Source organism: Actinoplanes sp. NBRC 101535 (genome assembly GCF_030269225.1).
GTDB lineage: Bacteria > Actinomycetota > Actinomycetes > Mycobacteriales > Micromonosporaceae > Actinoplanes > Actinoplanes rectilineatus.
The window spans coordinates 231,057-246,646 of record NZ_BSSY01000015.1 but is presented as its reverse complement, the minus strand read 5'-3'; the positions used below and the strand labels follow the sequence as shown (position 1 = coordinate 246,646).

At 70.6% G+C, this 15,590-nt stretch carries 19 protein-coding genes; 5 read left to right on the top strand and 14 right to left on the bottom strand.

Going from position 1 to position 15,590, the window contains the following annotated elements:
* Window positions 1–227: 227 nt before the first annotated feature.
* From QSK32_RS33735 to QSK32_RS33705, 7 genes are all read right to left on the bottom strand, one after another.
* Window positions 228–848, bottom strand: coding sequence for a CBS domain-containing protein (locus tag QSK32_RS33735; protein WP_285474148.1), 621 nt, complete (start codon window positions 846–848; stop codon window positions 228–230).
* Between the two features lie 6 nt (window positions 849–854).
* Complete coding sequence (locus QSK32_RS33730) at window positions 855–3,551, bottom strand: cation-translocating P-type ATPase (protein WP_285474147.1); 2,697 nt, start codon at window positions 3,549–3,551, stop codon at window positions 855–857.
* A gap of 109 nt (window positions 3,552–3,660) precedes the next feature.
* Window positions 3,661–4,053: an Hsp20/alpha crystallin family protein gene (locus QSK32_RS33725; RefSeq protein ID WP_285474146.1), complete on the bottom strand. Its 393-nt coding sequence runs from the start codon at window positions 4,051–4,053 to the stop codon at window positions 3,661–3,663.
* A 135-nt stretch (window positions 4,054–4,188) separates the two neighbouring features.
* The gene (locus QSK32_RS33720; protein WP_285474145.1) at window positions 4,189–4,464 is read right to left on the bottom strand and encodes a dsRBD fold-containing protein; all 276 of its coding nucleotides are present in this window, start codon (window positions 4,462–4,464) and stop codon (window positions 4,189–4,191) included.
* A gap of 11 nt (window positions 4,465–4,475) precedes the next feature.
* On the bottom strand, window positions 4,476–5,360 hold the full coding sequence (locus tag QSK32_RS33715) for a universal stress protein (RefSeq protein ID WP_285474144.1): 885 nt from the start codon (window positions 5,358–5,360) through the stop codon (window positions 4,476–4,478).
* 378 nt (window positions 5,361–5,738) lie between these two features.
* Window positions 5,739–5,963 carry an SHOCT domain-containing protein gene (locus tag QSK32_RS33710; RefSeq protein WP_285474143.1) on the bottom strand — a complete coding sequence of 75 codons (225 nt, stop codon included), beginning with the start codon at window positions 5,961–5,963 and terminating at the stop codon, window positions 5,739–5,741.
* Between the two features lie 99 nt (window positions 5,964–6,062).
* Window positions 6,063–6,749, bottom strand: coding sequence for a CBS domain-containing protein (locus tag QSK32_RS33705; protein ID WP_285474142.1), 687 nt, complete (start codon window positions 6,747–6,749; stop codon window positions 6,063–6,065).
* Between the two features lie 419 nt (window positions 6,750–7,168).
* Between QSK32_RS33705 and QSK32_RS33700 the strand changes: the two genes are divergently transcribed.
* Window positions 7,169–7,855 carry a ferritin-like domain-containing protein gene (locus QSK32_RS33700; protein WP_285474141.1) on the top strand — a complete coding sequence of 229 codons (687 nt, stop codon included), beginning with the start codon at window positions 7,169–7,171 and terminating at the stop codon, window positions 7,853–7,855.
* A gap of 107 nt (window positions 7,856–7,962) precedes the next feature.
* On the opposite strand, the gene QSK32_RS33695 is transcribed toward QSK32_RS33700, so the two are convergent.
* From QSK32_RS33695 to sqr, 6 genes are all read right to left on the bottom strand, one after another.
* Window positions 7,963–9,339 carry a HAMP domain-containing sensor histidine kinase gene (locus QSK32_RS33695; protein WP_285474140.1) on the bottom strand — a complete coding sequence of 459 codons (1,377 nt, stop codon included), beginning with the start codon at window positions 9,337–9,339 and terminating at the stop codon, window positions 7,963–7,965.
* On the bottom strand, window positions 9,329–10,021 hold the full coding sequence (locus QSK32_RS33690; protein WP_285474139.1) for a response regulator transcription factor: 693 nt from the start codon (window positions 10,019–10,021) through the stop codon (window positions 9,329–9,331). Before QSK32_RS33690 ends, QSK32_RS33695 begins: the two co-directional genes overlap by 11 nt.
* Window positions 10,022–10,166: 145 nt before the next feature.
* Window positions 10,167–10,568: an OsmC family protein gene (locus QSK32_RS33685; RefSeq protein WP_285474138.1), complete on the bottom strand. Its 402-nt coding sequence runs from the start codon at window positions 10,566–10,568 to the stop codon at window positions 10,167–10,169.
* Between the two features lie 9 nt (window positions 10,569–10,577).
* Window positions 10,578–11,090: a DsrE/DsrF/DrsH-like family protein gene (locus tag QSK32_RS33680; protein ID WP_285474137.1), complete on the bottom strand. Its 513-nt coding sequence runs from the start codon at window positions 11,088–11,090 to the stop codon at window positions 10,578–10,580.
* 14 nt (window positions 11,091–11,104) lie between these two features.
* On the bottom strand, window positions 11,105–11,419 hold the full coding sequence (locus QSK32_RS33675; RefSeq protein ID WP_285474136.1) for a TusE/DsrC/DsvC family sulfur relay protein: 315 nt from the start codon (window positions 11,417–11,419) through the stop codon (window positions 11,105–11,107).
* A gap of 7 nt (window positions 11,420–11,426) precedes the next feature.
* A complete protein-coding gene (gene sqr / locus QSK32_RS33670) occupies window positions 11,427–12,668 on the bottom strand; it encodes a type III sulfide quinone reductase, selenoprotein subtype (RefSeq protein WP_285474135.1) in 1,242 nt (413 codons plus the stop codon).
* A gap of 214 nt (window positions 12,669–12,882) precedes the next feature.
* Between sqr and QSK32_RS33665 the strand changes: the two genes are divergently transcribed.
* On the top strand, window positions 12,883–13,059 hold the full coding sequence (locus tag QSK32_RS33665) for a hypothetical protein (RefSeq protein WP_285474134.1): 177 nt from the start codon (window positions 12,883–12,885) through the stop codon (window positions 13,057–13,059).
* 69 nt (window positions 13,060–13,128) lie between these two features.
* Here QSK32_RS33665 and QSK32_RS33660 read toward each other — a convergent pair whose 3' ends face one another.
* Window positions 13,129–13,395, bottom strand: a complete 267-nt coding sequence (locus tag QSK32_RS33660; RefSeq protein WP_285474133.1) for a metal-sensitive transcriptional regulator — start codon at window positions 13,393–13,395, stop codon at window positions 13,129–13,131.
* Between the two features lie 215 nt (window positions 13,396–13,610).
* Between QSK32_RS33660 and QSK32_RS33655 the strand changes: the two genes are divergently transcribed.
* The 3 genes from QSK32_RS33655 (at window position 13,611) to QSK32_RS33645 (ending at window position 15,543) form a co-directional block, all read left to right on the top strand.
* Window positions 13,611–13,739 carry a hypothetical protein gene (locus tag QSK32_RS33655; protein ID WP_285474132.1) on the top strand — a complete coding sequence of 43 codons (129 nt, stop codon included), beginning with the start codon at window positions 13,611–13,613 and terminating at the stop codon, window positions 13,737–13,739.
* A 97-nt stretch (window positions 13,740–13,836) separates the two neighbouring features.
* Complete coding sequence (locus tag QSK32_RS33650; RefSeq protein WP_285474131.1) at window positions 13,837–14,157, top strand: rhodanese-like domain-containing protein; 321 nt, start codon at window positions 13,837–13,839, stop codon at window positions 14,155–14,157.
* Between the two features lie 24 nt (window positions 14,158–14,181).
* Window positions 14,182–15,543 carry an MBL fold metallo-hydrolase gene (locus tag QSK32_RS33645; protein ID WP_285474130.1) on the top strand — a complete coding sequence of 454 codons (1,362 nt, stop codon included), beginning with the start codon at window positions 14,182–14,184 and terminating at the stop codon, window positions 15,541–15,543.
* Window positions 15,544–15,590 lie beyond the last annotated feature (47 nt).

The following is a 15,590-nucleotide window of genomic DNA, read 5'->3' as shown; positions in this document are numbered from 1 at the left end:
TGCGGCAGCAGTGGCTGGAGCAGAACCCACTCGGCGTCGGTGAGTTCGAATCGTGCGCTCATAGCGTCTCGATCAACATCGAGGAGCATCAAGATCTTCCTTCAAGATCTACAAAACACGAGCTAGTCGCCCCTTCTCCTTCACCGTGCCTCGGACGTATCCCCACGAGGCAGGGTCCAAAGTCCCGGCGGCGGCCGGACAGCCGTGCAGATGGCGAACCGGCCCGGTCAGCCCGGGACCGCCTCCACCGGCTGCAATTCGACGGCGGCGACGCCGGGCACGGTACGCGCGAGCAGCTCCACCGTGGTGCGCTGCTGCTCGTTGGGACATACGCCGCCGATGGTCACGAGGCCGGCACGGACCTCGGCGTTCCACCGTCCGGGACAGCCTGCGTAGTCGTCCAGGCGCCGCTGGACGTCGGCCCGCAACGCGCCGTCGTCGCGGACCATCGCCCGCAGGATGTCGCGGCGGCTGACGATGCCGACGACCGCTCCGCCGGCCTGGACCGGCACGCTGCGCACATCGTGGTCGAGCATCAGTTGGGCGACGTCGGCCACGTCGGCGCCGGGTTCGGTGGCGACCAGGTGTTCCGACATCACCTCGGACACCAGGGTGGGCCGGGCCGACGGGTCGGTGTCCCGGTGCAGGCCCGGGTCCGCGCCGGGTTCGGCGGGTACCCGGTGCCAGAGCAGGTCACTGTCGCTGACCATGCCGGTCAGCAAGCCGCGGGCGTCGACGACTGGCAGGGCGGTCACCTCGTGGGCGAGCATCAGGGCGACGGCGTCCTCGACCGGGGCACGCTGGGTGACGACCTGCACCGATGTAGTCATGATGTCGTGGACTCGCATGACGTTTCACTCCTCCGGTACGCAGCGGGTGCCGCGGCGGCGTCGCCGCGCGCGGTAGATCTCGTCGGCGCCCCAGACCACCAGGGGGAACGGCGCCAGCAGCGCCAGTTCGCCGAGGCCGAGGGCGGCCGTGCCGAACACGGCCTGCAGGGGCGGCAGGTAGATGAGGGCGGCGGCGAACGCCAGCTCGAAGGCGATACCGCCGAGCAGCAGCCGGTTGCTGAACACCCCGATGGACCGCAGCGAGGCGTGGTCGGTGCGGGAGGCGAAGGCGGTGCCGATCTGGCAGGCCACGATGCCGGCGAAGGTCATGGTGGTGGCCCGGGCGTAGGTGGCCGCGTCCAGGTTCGCGCCGGGATGCCAGCCGGCCCGCCACAGGACGGCGAAGAAGCCGGCCATGACCAGGACCGCCGAGGTCACCCCGAGCAGTCCCCACGCGCGCAGCAGCAGACGGCCGTCGATGACGCCGGTGCCACGGGCCCGGGGTCGCCGGTCCATCAGTCCGGGTTCGGCGCGCTCCCGGCCCAGGGCCAGGGCGGGCAGGGTCTCGGTGCCCAGGTCGATCGCGAGGATCTGCAGCACCGTCAGGGGCAGCGGCACGGTGCCGCCGGAAAGCGCGAAGACCAGGAAGGGCACGACCTCCGGCACGGCGTGGGCGAATATGTACAACACGAACTTGCGGACGTTGTCGTAGACGCGGCGGCCCGCCTCGATCGCACGGACGATGGTGGCGAAGTTGTCGTCAGTGAGCACCATGGTCGCGGCCTCCCGGGCCACGCCGGTGCCGGAGCGGCCCATAGCGACACCGATGTCGGCGCGGCGCAGTGCCGGTGCGTCGTTCACGCCGTCACCGGTCATCGCCACCACGTTTCCTGCGGCGCGCAACGCTTCGCAGATGCGCAGCTTGTCCTCCGGGGCGGACCGGGCGAAGACCACCTCACGGCCGTCGCGCAGCAGACCGTCCAGGTCGGCGTCGCTCATCCGGTCCAGTTCGGCGCCGGTCACCACGTGGGTGCCGTCGCCGATACCGACCGAGTCGGCGATCCGGGCTGCGGTGGCCCCGTAGTCGCCGGTGATGATGTGGACGGTGATGCCGGCCCGGTGGGCGGCGGCGACCGCGGCGGGCACCGCCTCGCGCGGCGGGTCGTGCAGGGCGACCAGGCCGATCAGGGTCAGGCCGGTCTCGGCGCTGTCCCGGCCGGCGGCCGTCAGGTCCTGGCCGGCGACGCGGCGGGCGACCGCCAGGACGCGCAGGCCGTCGTGGGCGTACCGGTCGACGGCGGCGAGGGCGTCGGCGCGCAGCGTCGCGGTGAGCGGGGTGTCCCGGCCGTCGCCGGCCAGGACGCCGGTGCACCGCGGGATCACCGCTTCGGGGGCACCCTTGGTGCACAGGTGATGGCCGGCCGCAGTGGACATGAGTTTGGTCCGCGGGTCGAAGGCGTACAGGGTGGTGCGGGCGGTGTCGCGGTCGGTGGCGCGTACCGGCGTCTTCAGGGCCGCCGCCAGCCGTAACAGGGCGAGTTCGGTCGGGTCCCCGGTGTCCGCCGGTGTGCCGTCCCCGCCCAGGCGGGCGGTGGTGCAGGTGGCCGCGCAGACGGCCAGTTCACGGCAGAGCGCGTCGTCGTACGCCGTCGTCATGTCGTGCTCGCCGGCCGCTAACCAGACGCGGGTGACCCGCATCCGGTTCTCGGTCAGGGTGCCGGTCTTGTCGGTGCAGATCACCGTGGTCGAGCCGAGGGTCTCCACCGCGGACAAGCGCTTGACGACCGCGCCGGCCCGGGCGAGGGTACGCACACCGGCCGCCAGCGCGAGCGTGATCGTCGGCAGCAGCCCCTCGGGCACGTTGGCGACGATGAGCCCGATCGAGAAGCTGATCGCGGCGGCCCAGCCCAGCCCGGCGAGCACGCCGATCGGCAGGAAGGCGACGCCGGCGGTGACCGCGACGACGGCGATGATCCAGGTGGCGTGCCGGACCTGGCGTTCCAGCGGGCTGGGTTCGGTGTGGCCACGTTGCGACAGGGCGGCGATCCGGCCGATCTCGGTGTGCATCCCGGTGTGGGTCACCACGGCGTGCGCCTGCCCGGCGGTGCAGCTGGTGCCGCTGAACACCAGCTCGGTGGCCTCCAGCAGGGGCCCGGGGACGACGGCGCCGTCCGCATTGCGGACCACCGGCGCCGACTCGCCGTTGAGGGCGGACATGTCGACCGCCACGGATCCGTCGATCAGCCGGGCGTCGGCGCAGATCCGGTCGCCTTCGGCGATGACGACGACGTCACCGGGCACCAGGTCACGGGCCGGCACATCGACCAGTTGGCCGTCCCGCATCGCCTGGGCGGTCAGGGGCAGGAAGGCGGCGAGGGCCTCGACAGCGCGTTCGGCCTGCTGTTCCTGGGCGAAGGCGAATCCGGCGTTGAGGACGACCACCGCCAGGATCGCGACGGCCAGCGCGGGGCTGTGCCCGGTCCAGGCCAGGACGGCCGCGACCACGAGCAGCACCGCCAGTGGCTGGGTGAACTGGGTGAGCAGCTGCCGCGGCCAGTGCCGGACGGTACGGCGGGATAGTTCGTTGGGGCCGTGGACGGTCAGCCGGCGGGCCGCCTCGCGCGAGCGCAGGCCTGTCGGCGTGGAGCGCAGGTACCGGAAGAGTTCGGCCGGGGGCCGGCGCTCGTCGACCTCGGTGGGAACCGTCGTCGTCTCAGCCATGTCCTCAGCGTCGGCCCGCCCGCGCGCGGGTGGGCAGGGCCGAACGTCCCGGCGGGGCGGGACACGCGGACACCGGCCGGCGCTGGGCGTCGACCGGTGTCCGCCGAGGTCACTTCCGGGTGATCGCGATCTGCTGTCCGGCCCTCTCGGGCGCGGTCAGCGGGATCGTGATCTCCAGGATTCCCTTGTCGTAGGTGGCTGCGATCGCGGTCTCTTCGGCGTTGGCGGGCAGCCGCAACGAGCGGTACAGCATGCCGTACCGGAACTCGGAGCGGCCCAGTTCGCGGTTCTCCTCCCGGCGTTCCGCACGCAGGGTCAGCACCCCGTTCAGGGTGCTGAGCTGCACGTCCTTCTCCGGGTCCAGGCCCGGCAGTTCGGCGCGCAGCACGTACTCCTGGTCGGTGATCCGTTCCTCCATCCGGATCGCCGTCCGCAAACGCGGAAGGTCGACCTCGAACGACTCGCTCATGTCGCCGAGTAGCCACGGCAACAGTGTGGACATCTCCGACCCCTCCTCTCGATTCGTCTGTCTCCATCACAGCGCGCCGCACACCGTCCGGTCAGGGCCGTTCGGCCCCGATCCCGCCGAGCGGGCCGGGGACCGCCGTGGCGGCCCCGGCGTGGATCCGGCGAGCCGTCAACCCGGCAGACGTACCGGCCGGTGGGTGACCTCCTCGATGTCGGCAGCGGTGACGTCCAGCAGCTGGTAGGCCAGGTCGGCCAGCGCCCGGGCGGCGGCCAGTTCGTCACCGATCTCCGGGATCTCGCGGTCCCGGGGCGCCCGGCGGGCGGTTCCCTCGCCGCGTACCTGCGGCCGGGCCTCGGTGCGCAGGACGGCCACCGCGCGGGTACGCCGCTCGTCCTCGCGCTCGTCGATGGTGATCTGCACTGTCCAGGTTCGGGTATGGACCATCACCCACCTCCTTACGGTTCTCCGCCCTCGTCCGGGACGGGGTCATGACTCTGCGGCACGAACAGCACCGGCCGGAATGCGTGGTGCAGCGTCGCCATGGCCACACTGCCGACCACGATCTCCCGCAGCGCCGACCGGCCGAGCGAGCCCACGGCGATCACCGCAGCCCGGCGGTCCCGGGCCTCGGCCACCAACGCGGCGGCGACCGACCTGCCGTGTTCGAGGACGGCCGGTCGCTCGGGCCGGGTCACCAGGCCCGCGGGTGGCACACCGGCGGGTTCGTCGCCGTCGCGGACGAACACCGGCACCAGCGGGCGAGTGGGCAGCAGGGTGCCAGCCGTCTCCAGAGCCGTCCGGGCACCGGCGGAGCCGTCCCAGCCGACCACTACGGGCCCGTCCGCCAGGGCCGCCCAGTCGTTCTGCAGCAGCGGGTACGGGACGACCAGCACCGGGCAGGGCGCGTAGTGCACGAACATGTCGGAGACGCTGCCGAGGATCGCTCGGGCGCCGCCGAGTCCCCGGGACCCGACGACGGCCAGGTCCGTGCCGATCCGTCCGGCCAGCCGGGCCAGTTGCAGGCCCTCGCCGCTGTAGGTGTGCCGGATCAGCGGCTCGGCCTTCCAGCCGTACCCCTCGGCGAGAAGGACCCCGACGGCGGCCACCCGGCGCGCCTCGGCCTCTCCCTCGCGCTCGACCGCGGCGACGAAGTCGTCGACGCCCCCGATCTTGCGCCAGAGTCGGCGGCGCATGGCATCGCTGGCGAACGGTGGGGTCCACAGATAGGCGATCCGTGCCTGCGCCGTCGGCATCAGCCGGGCGCCCGCCTCGATCGCCGTGCCGGCCGGTAACGATCCGTCGTATCCGGCGAGAATCCGCCATAGTGTGCTGTCCCGCACGCCTCTGCCCTCCCGGCGAAGCCACGGTCCGCGGAGACTCCCGGTTGCGGGGCCCCACGGATCACCGCTGCCACCAGTGTCGCCGGTCCCCGTCGGGGACGGCAGGGCCGAAGGCCGTACGTGGTGGGGCCGAACGGCTGTCCGGCGGCCATCGCCACGCCGATCCACGGGGGGGGCAGGAAACGGTCCAGACGGGACAGCCCGGCGACGACCGCCGAGGCGCTCACCAGCGGGCTCCGGGGTCGAGGACCAGGCCGCACTCGGGGGCGACCCGGACGAGGGTGGACAGCACTCCGGGGACCAGGCGCAGGGCGGCGTACACCGGGCACGGGCCCGCAGGGACGACTGGTCGACATTGACTGAGCTTCATGAGGTACGTCAAACGTGCTCGAGCGTGCGCCGGCGCTGCTCGTACTCCTCGGCATCGATCTCGCCGCGGGCGAACCGCTCGGCCAGGATCCGGTCCGCGCGGTCCTTCTCGTCCCGGCGTGGCGGCCTCCAGGCCACCAGGGTCGTGACGATCAGCGCCAACAGAAGCGCCGGCAGGATCACGGACCAGCCGGTTCCCATCGGCATGAAGTGCGGGTAGTAGTGCATCATCATGGCGATGCTCCTTTCCGCTTCGTCTTCCATGGTTCGCGGTCGGCCCGGCCGGGAACAGGGCCGACCGGCCCCGCCCCACCGAACCCGCCGCGCCCCTGATCAGTAACTGGCGAACGGTGGCGGCGGGGGTACCCGGTGGTCGTCGAGCGCGTAGGTCAGCGCCGAGTTCACCTGCACCACGCCGGCGACCTGGCCGGCCATCCGTTCAGCGATGTCGGTCGCCGACCAGCGGTCGAGCTGCCCGGACAGTCTGACCACTCCCTGATCCACCTCGACGGTCACGCCGTCGGTGTCGTCGGCCAGGAAGGCCCGCAGCACACCGGCCCGGATGTCGGCCTCGATCTCGCTGTCCGGGCGCAGGTAGGTCCGCAACAGGTCGCTGCGCGCCACGATCCCGGTCAGCCGGCCCATGTCGTCGGTGACCGGCAGCCGCTTGACCCTGCTGCTCTCCATCAGCCGTGCCGCAGCAGCGATCGGCGTGCTCTCCAGCGCGACCACCGGCGGGAAGCTCATCAGACCGGCCGCGGTACGGGCCGACGCCTTGTGCCGGTCCCCCCGCCGACGACGGCTCTCGAAGATCCGGGGCTGGCCGTCACCCCCGAACTCGATCTTGCGAAGCAGATCGGCCTCGGAGACCACTCCAGTCACCCGGCGGAACTCGTCGACCACCGGGACCGCGCTGATGCGCTTCTCCACCAGCAGGTCCACCAGATCGCGATACGACACGTCCTCGGCGACGGACACCACGTCGCGCGTCATCACATCACTGACTCTCCATGTCTTCACCGTCGTCCCTCCTCATGTTCGGCTCCACCCACCGTGGCCCCCCGACGCCCCGGCCAGTAGGGACTTCCGGCCCTAAGCCGCCGGTGTGGACCGCCGCACGCGTTCCGTGACCTGAGACTCTGCCGTACCCGGCCGGGTGACGCTGTCCTGGAGGTGATTCTGGGAGGTGCTTCATGGACCTTTACCCATTGCGCGTGGAGGCGCGCCGCGACGAATCCCCGAGCCGTTCTGAGGTGCCGCACGGGCGCAAGCACCGGGATACCCGATGCGACAGCACCGGACTACTGAAACCCGCCGGACTTGCACGCTGTCTGCCATCGTCGGTGGTTCTCCACGGGTTCTCCACATCGGTTCCATCCGGCCCGCACAGCGCGGGGCCACGGTAGGGGTGTCAGGTGGATCGATGAATGGAGGAAACGATGAGGAAGTCGGCACGCCGGGCGACGGTTCTGGTGGCGGCGGGTGCGCTCGGCCTTGGTGGGGTCGCGGTGCCGGCACTGGCCGGGATGGGTCCGTTCGCCGGCCAGCCAGTGGCGGCGGCTACCCCCGGGCCGGGCTGGGCCGGCGGCGGTATGGGCTCCGGGTACGGCATGGGAGGTTCCGGGATGATGGGGGCCGGCGCGCGTGACGGTACCTGCCTCGCCCCGTTGATCACCGCTGCGAAAGGCACCCTCACCGAGCAGGAGAAGACGACCCTGGGTGCGATGGCGCAGGAGGAGAAGCTGGCGCACGATTTGTACACGGCGTTCGCCGGTGAGTACGACGTGGTCGTGTTCGACCGGATCGCCGTATCCGAAACCCGGCACCTGACCGCGGTTCGGACCCTGCTTGCCCGGTACGGCGTCGCCGACCCGACAGCCGGCAAGCCTGCCGGGCAGTTCAGCGACCCGACGGTGCAGGCGACCTACGACAAGTTGCTGGCACAGGGCCAGGGCGACCAGGCCGCCGCGCTGCGGGCGGGCGTGGCGGTCGAGCAGACCGACATCGATGATCTCACCGCCGGCCTGAATGGGCTGAGCGCTCCTGATGTCACGCAGGTCTACGGCCGGTTGCGGTTGGCTTCGCAGCATCACCTGGCCGCGTTCCAGAACTGGTCTACCCGGTGACCAGGGCGCGGCAGGGTGGCGGGGTCACACCCGCCGCCTGCCGCGCGGGCGACAGGTCACTGCGGGCTCGGGCGCCCGCCTTGGAAACCAGGTCATGAACGGCAAACCTATCGATCTGCCCGGTCGGTACGGGCGAGCGGGAGTCGGATGGTGATGGTGGTGCCGCCGCCGGTGGGTGAGGCGGCTGAGACGGTACCGCCGTGGGCGGTGACCAGTTCGCGGACGATGGCCAGGCCGATCCCGGAACCGGCGATGGATCGTGCCTGGGCTCCGCGCCAGAGTCGCTGGAAGACGTGTGGGAGTTCGTCGGCGGGGATGCCGGGGCCGGTGTCGGCGATCTCCAGAACGGCGAACTCGCCGCTACGGTGTCCGCGGACGGTGACGCGGTCGCCGGGGCGGCAGTAGCGGGCGGTATTGGTGAGCAGGTTGGTGACGACCTGGTGCAGCCGGTCCGGGTCGACGTTTACGGGTAGGGCGACCGTCAGATCGGTGTCGGTGTACAGGCCGGCGGCATCCAGTGGGGCCTGTTGCGTGGTGAGGGCGGTCCGGGCGATCTCAGCGAGATCGGTGTCGGTACGGTGCAACGACAGCGCGGCGGACTCGGCGGCGGAGAGTTCCGCGAGGTCCTGAACCACCCGGCCGAGGCGCAGGGTCTGGTCGTGCAGGGCGGCGAGGCATTCGGTGTCCGGTTCGCGCAGGCCGTCGCGGAGTTCTTCGAGGCCGGCCTGCAGGGCGGCGAGCGGGGTGCGTAGTTCGTGGGCGACGTCGGCGGCCAGGCTGCGCCGGGCTTGGTCGGCGCGGACCACGTCGTCGGCCATGGTGTCGAACGCGGTGGCGAGTTCGCCGAGCTCGCCGGGGCCGCCGGTGTCGGCACGAGCGCCGGGTTCCCCGGCGGCGAACCGGCGCGCCGCCCTCGTGAGTGCCTGCAGGGGTCGGGTCAGCCGCCGGCTCACATGGCCTGCGGCGACCAGGGCGGTGAGCAGTGCGACGGCTGCGGCGCCGAGTACCCATGACCAGGCCACCGCCCGCCCGGCGGTGGCAGTCGGGGTGAACGCGAGCTGGACGCTGCCGACGGTCTGCCCACCGGCGACGACGGGCGCCTCGACCACGGCGGCGTTCGCCGCAGCGTGCATGCCGCTACTCATTCCCGGGCCCATCCCTCGGCCCGGCCAGACCATCTGGTCATCGTTGTCCCGCACGATGAGTCGGGCGCCGGCTGCGCCCGCGATCGCCGACGCTGCGTTCAGGTCGGCGCCTGCCCAGCCACCGGCCTGCTCGTAGGCGACGGCCACGGCTTCGGCGGCACGGGCCGTGGCTTCCCGGCGGTCGCTCTGCTGGGCACTGGTCAAACCTTTGGCGGTGCCGACCAGGGCCGCCGCGGTCAGGACGGCGACCGAGGACAGCGCGGCGAACAGGAACGCGGCGAACAACCGCCGCCCGAGCGGGCTGCGCAGCGGGCCACGAACCCATGGGTCAGCGGTCACGGGACCACCCGAGGCGGTACCCGGCGCCGAGGACGGTCTCGACGATCGCGCCGCCGTTGTCGCCGAGTTTGTGGCGCAGGTTCTTCACGTGCGAGTCGATGGTGCGCTCGTAACCGGCGAACTCGTACCCGCGGACTCGGTTGACCAGTTCGTAGCGGGAGTACACCCGGCCCGGGGAGGAGGCCAGGACGGTCAGCAGTCCCCACTCGGTGGGGGTCAGCTCCAACGCTAGACCGTCGAGGTGTGCTTCGTGGCGCGTCTCGTCGATCCGCAGTCGTCCACCACCGAACACGGGTGGCTCAGCGATGCCGCTGGTGCTCTGAGTGCGGTGCAGGACGGCCTCGACCCGCAGGACGAGTTCGGTGGGGCTGAACGGTTTGGTGACGTAGTCGTCGGCGCCGCGGCGCAGCCCGTCGATGCGGTCCTCGACCTGGCTGCGCGCGGTCAGCACCACCACCGGCACCTCTCGCCCCTGGCGGGCGGCGGCCAGGACTTCCCGCCCGTCCACGTCGGGCAGGCCCAGATCGAGGACGACCAGGCCGAACCCGCCGTCCTCCAGCAGGCTCAGCGCCTCGGCGCCGGAGCCGGTGGTGTGCACGGTGTGGCCGGCGCGTTCGAGGTAGCGGCGGACGACCTCCCGCAGCTCCCGATCGTCCTCGACCACGAGCACCACACCCGACATGGCTTCGTGCCCTCCCCGACTATCGTTGTTCCTGAGCCATCCGAATGTTCTGGAATACCCGCTCGATCTCAGTGGGCGTCACACTCTGGCGGTGCCCGTCAGCGGTGCGATGCCGTGACTGCCCGCGATGTCCATCTGACGTCTCCTACCCGACGGTGATGTTCACGTCGGGCGGCTGCATCAGGGTGTTGTGGACGGTGCAGTGCCCGGCTACCGCGGTCAACGCGGGAATGCGTTCGGCGGGGAAGCCCTCGGGCGGGCGGACGCTGACCCGTATCGCGGCGACCCGGGCGGGCCGGTCGGTGGCCATGTCGAAGTCGGCGTGGACGCGCAATCCGGCACGGCTGTCGCCGTGCCGGTCGAGGTAGCGGCCGGCGTAGAAGGCAACGCACGCGGCGAGCGAGGCGGCGAACAGCTCGGTCGGAGTGGGTGCTTTGTCGGTGCCACCGGCGTCGACGGGCTGGTCGACGGTGAGGTGGTGTCCGCGTACGTGGATCTCGTAGACGTCGCCGTCGACGTGGCCGACGCTCACTTCTGCGCTGGTCATGGTGATCTCCTAGATGAACAGCAGTTGGGCGTCGTCGGTTTTCTCGATGAAGTCGGCGGCGTTGATGATGTCCTCGACGCCGTCGTAGAGGTCGTCCTTGGTCAGGTGCATCATGTCGGCCGACATCCGGCAGGCCCAGAGGTGGCCGCCGGAGGCGACGATGTGTTCGAGGAACTCGGGGACCTCGGGGACACCGACTTCGGCGATCTGCCTGCGCATCTGGTGGGTGGTCATGGCGGTCATCCCCGGCAGGCCGCCGATCCCCTGCGGCAGGTGGGTGGCGGTGTTGCCCAGCATCGTGAACTTCAGGTCGCCCATCCTCGACTTGGTGATCATGTCGAAACCCCAGAAGATGAAGAACAGGTGGGTATCGACGCCTTCGCCGAGGGCGGCGTTGGCGAGGATGAGGCCGGGGTAGGCCATGTCGAGGGTGCCTTTGGAGCAGATGATGGCGAGTTTGCGGCCGACGGTGGCGTCGTCGTCGAAGTTCGGGACGATCGCCGGGGTGGCTTGTGTGGTCATGGTGTCGCTCCCGTTCAGACGCAGCCATGGGGTTTGGGCAACCCGGCGATGTAAGCCATCTTCTTGGCCGGTTTCTTGGGAAACAGCGTGAAGAGTTCTTTGGTGGGGATCCCACCCAGCATGGAGACGCGGCGCAGCGTGGCGGTCTCGCCCTGGGTGGCGTAGTCGGCGCGCAGGAAATCGATGACCTTGACGTGCGCGTCGGTCAGGTCGATGCCGATCTGGGCGGCCAGTTGCTTGGCGAGGTCGGGGTCCCATTCGTCGTAGACGGTCAGGAAGCCTTCGTCGTCGACGTGGATGCCGCGGCCGGCGATGGTGGTGACGGGCATGGCTGTCTCACTCCTCGGCTGTCGGGGTGTGTTTGCCGGCCATGGACATGGCGGCCGGCAGCGGGATCGGACGGCCGGGGAGCAGGAGATTCCAGTACATCCAGCGGAACGCGAGTTTGCCCCAGTGGTTCACGGCGGCCTCGTCGAGGAGCCGGAACGGGCCGAGTCCGGGCACCGGGTAACTGCCCGGTAGGGGTTGGATGTCGTAGTTGAAGTCGATGAGCAGAGCTTTGCCGTTTCCGGACTCGATGAAGCAGTTGGCGTGTCCGTCGAAGCTACCGGTCATCGGCTTGCCGTCGGCGTACTGCATGAAGTTCTCGGTGAACACGTCGACGGAGAAGTGTGCCACCGAGCCGGCCTTGGAGGTCGGAATGTCGCTGGCGTCGCCGAGGGCGAAGACATTGCCGTACGCCTTGGCGAGCATGGTGTGCCGGTCGACCGGGACCAGGTTCAGTTCGTTGCCGAGCCCGGAACGGGCCACGTAGTCGGCGCCCATGTTCAGCGGCACAGTGACCAGCAGGTCGAACGGGATTTCCCGTTCGTCGTAGGACACCAGGGTCGAACCGTCGATGCGATCGACCAGGAAGTCCGGCTCGACGGTGATCTTCCGGTCGTCGAGCATCGAGCCGAGCCTCGCGGAGGCGACGGGTTTGGTGAACGCCCCGGGCAGCGGGGTGGCGTAGACCAGTTCGACGCGGTCGCGCATGCCGCGCTGCCGGAAGTAGGCGTCGGCGAGGAAGGTGAACTCCAGCGGCGCGACCGGGCACTTGATCGGCATGTCGGCGATGTGCACGACCAGCCGCCCGCCATCGAAGGAGTCGAGGGCTTTCGCCAGGGCGAGAGCCCCGTCGTAGGTGTAGAAGTCGAAGATGCTGCGGCGCCACTGCCCGCCGTCGAGCATCCCCGGGGTCTGGTCCGGGCGCGGAGTGACGCCGGTGGCGATGACCAGGTAGTCGTACGGCAGCGACCGTCCGTCAGACAGCACCACCCGGTTCTGGTCGGGCATCACCCGGTCCGCCTCGCCGCTTATCGACTCCACGCCGTCGGTGATCAGCGGCCGGGTCGGCTTGACCACCTGTTCCGGGGTGTACATGCCGAACGGCAGGAACAGGTATCCCGGCTGGTAGTAGTGCGTGTCGCTGGCCTCCACCACGGTGATCCGCCAGTCCGTGCGGGCCAGCCGGTGGCGCAGCTTGTTGACCGCCATCGTGCCTGCGGTACCGGCGCCCAGCACGAGCAACCTGCGCATCACGCTCACCTCCCATCAACCTCCGATACCCCCCACGGTATTAGCGGGGTGGGCGGCACCCCAGGGGACTAAGTCCCGTTCAGGGCGAGACCATCAAGCGGTACGGAATACGCCGACGTCGCCGTACCATTGAGGCGCATACCCATGGGGGTATCCGCCGAGGAGGGTTCAGATGGCGACAGTGGCGTTGACCGCCGACACGATCGAGTAGACGGTGGCCGACAACGGCATCGTCCTGGTGGAATTCCGGGCCGGCTGGTGCGGCGTCCTCTCCAAGCCCGGCGCGCCCTCGGCTGCAGCGCTGGAGCAGGTCATCGCCGCCGTCGAGGGCCTCGACATGGAGGATGTCCGCGCCGAGATCGCGGCGAAGACCGCAGGCGCCAAAGGCTGAGCACTCCCGAACACGGTGGGCCGGTGGAATCCCAAGCGCCACCGGCCCATCACATTGAGACAGCCTCGGTCAGGCCAGGGACATGAACAGCTTCTCCATGCGTTCCAGATTGGCACTCTGGTCCTCGCCGTCGTCGGCGGTCATGCACTGCCGCAGCCCGCTGGCGATGACTTTGAAGCCGGCCCGGTCCAGCGCCCGGGAGACCGCAGCCAACTGCATGACGACCTCGGCGCAGTCCCTGCCGTCCTCGAGCATGCCGATCACACCGCGGATCTGCCCCTCGGCTCGGCGTAGCCGCTTGATCACATCACCGGTGGCGGCCTCGTCGACCTGCATCACGCACTCCCCCATTCATGCCTGAACGCCAAAGCTACCCCCGGGGGTATACGTCCCGCATCGTCCGCGACGGCGGGAGCGGCGAGACTTTGATCTCAGGAATGGCCGGCGAGAACCCGCCGGCCGTGCTCGACGTGCGCACCCCGGTGAGGTCGACCGACAGAGTTCGTCGCCTTCGCCGAACTCGCCGGCGGGTTCGCCGCCCGCAAGCGCCGGTGGTGGCCGCCAATGTGCTCGCCGCCCGCTGCGGCGGACCACCGGCAGCCCGCGACGACATGTATCCGCCCAAGCGCCACGCGCTGCCGCAGTCGTCCTGGCACGGCCTGTTCCGCGGCCGGGCATGAGGCCTCCCCGACGACGTTGACACGACCATCGACCGCCGCGCTATCGTTGAAAACAGATACCCCCGGGGGTATGCAGAGGAAGAGGGGACGGCGCCAGATGCGCGAGATCGACCAGAGGACGTTCGCCGCCGCTCACGGTGACGGGGCGCTCGTGATCGATGTGCGGGAGCCGTCCGAATACGTCGAGGGCCACGTGCCCGGCGCCCGGCTGATCCCACTCGGGCAGCTGACGTCGCGCGTCGGCGACCTGCCACGGAACGCGCCGGTCTACGTCGTGTGCGCGAGCGGCCGCCGCAGCCTGTCCGCCGCCGCCTTCCTGGCCGCCGCCGGCATCGACGCCTGGTCGGTCGCCGGCGGAACCGGCGCATGGATCCGCGCCGGCCATCCGGTGACCCGCGGCATGAACACCGCCGCCTGACCATCCACGAAGGAGATCTCTGCCGTGCCGCACATCTTGCCGATCGACACCACGACCCTTGGCGACCGCAGCTACCTGGTCCACGACGGCCGCGTCGCGTTCGTGGTCGACCCGCAACGCGACATCGACCGCATCCTCACCCTCGCCACCAGCGAAGGCGTCCAAATCACCCATGTCTTCGAGACGCACATCCACAACGACTACGTCACCGGCGGATACGCCCTCGCCGCCGCGACCGGCGCCGCATACCACGTCAACGCCGACGACCCGGTCACCTTCGACCGCATCCCGGTCAGCGACGGCGACGTCATCGCAGTCGGCGACACCATGCGGGTACGGGTCCTGGCCACCCCCGGGCACACCTTCACCCACCTGTCCTACGCCCTCGACGCCGACGAGCAGCAGGTGGCGGTGTTCTCCGGCGGGTCACTGCTGTACGGCTCGGTCGGCCGGCCCGACCTGCTCGGCCCCGACCACACCCACACCCTCGTCCGGCACCAGTACGCCTCCGCCCACCGTCTCGCAACCGAGCTGCCGGACAGCGCCGCGGTGTATCCGACGCATGGGTTCGGCAGCTTCTGCTCGGCGACCCAGAGCGAGGCGAGCACCGCCACCATCGGCTCGGAGAAGCTGATCAACCCGGTACTCACCCACGACGAGCAGACCTTCGTCGACGAACTGCTCGCCGGCCTGGACGCCTGGCCCGCCTACTACGCCCACATGGCCACCGCCAACACCGCCGGCCCGACCGCACCCGATCTGTCCCTGCCGGATCGGGCAGACGCCGAACAGCTGCGTCAACGCATCGCGGCCGGGGAATGGGTGGTCGACCTGCGCAACCGGGTCGCGTTCACCGCCGGGCACCTGGCCGGCACCCTGAACTTCGGCCTCGACGGCAGCTTCGCCACCTACCTCGGCTGGCTCATCCCGTGGGGGACACCGCTCACCCTGCTCGGCGAAACCCCCGACCAGATCGCCGAAGCCCAGCGGGAACTGGTCCGCATCGGTATCGACCGGCCCGCCGCCCACGCCACCGGCACCCCCCAGCAGTGGGCCGGCGGCAAGGCCCTGGCCGCGATCCCGCGCGCCACCTTCGCCGACCTTGCCCTGATCCGCCACCACCGGCAGGTCACCGTCCTCGACGTCCGCCGCGACCTCGAACGGGCAGGCGCGCACATCGACGGTGCACTGCACATCCCCCTGCACGACCTCCCGCACCGCATCGACGACGTACCCGGCGGCGAGATCTGGGTGCACTGCGCCGCCGGCTACCGCGCCGCCATCGCCGCATCACTGCTCGCCGCCACAGGCCGCCGTGTCGTCGCCGTCGACGACGACTTCGACCAGGCCCACGCCGACGGCCTGCTCACCCTCGCCGTGAACTGACCGTCCGGACCCGCGCCGGACCGGCAAGAGGCCGGTCCGGCCGCCCC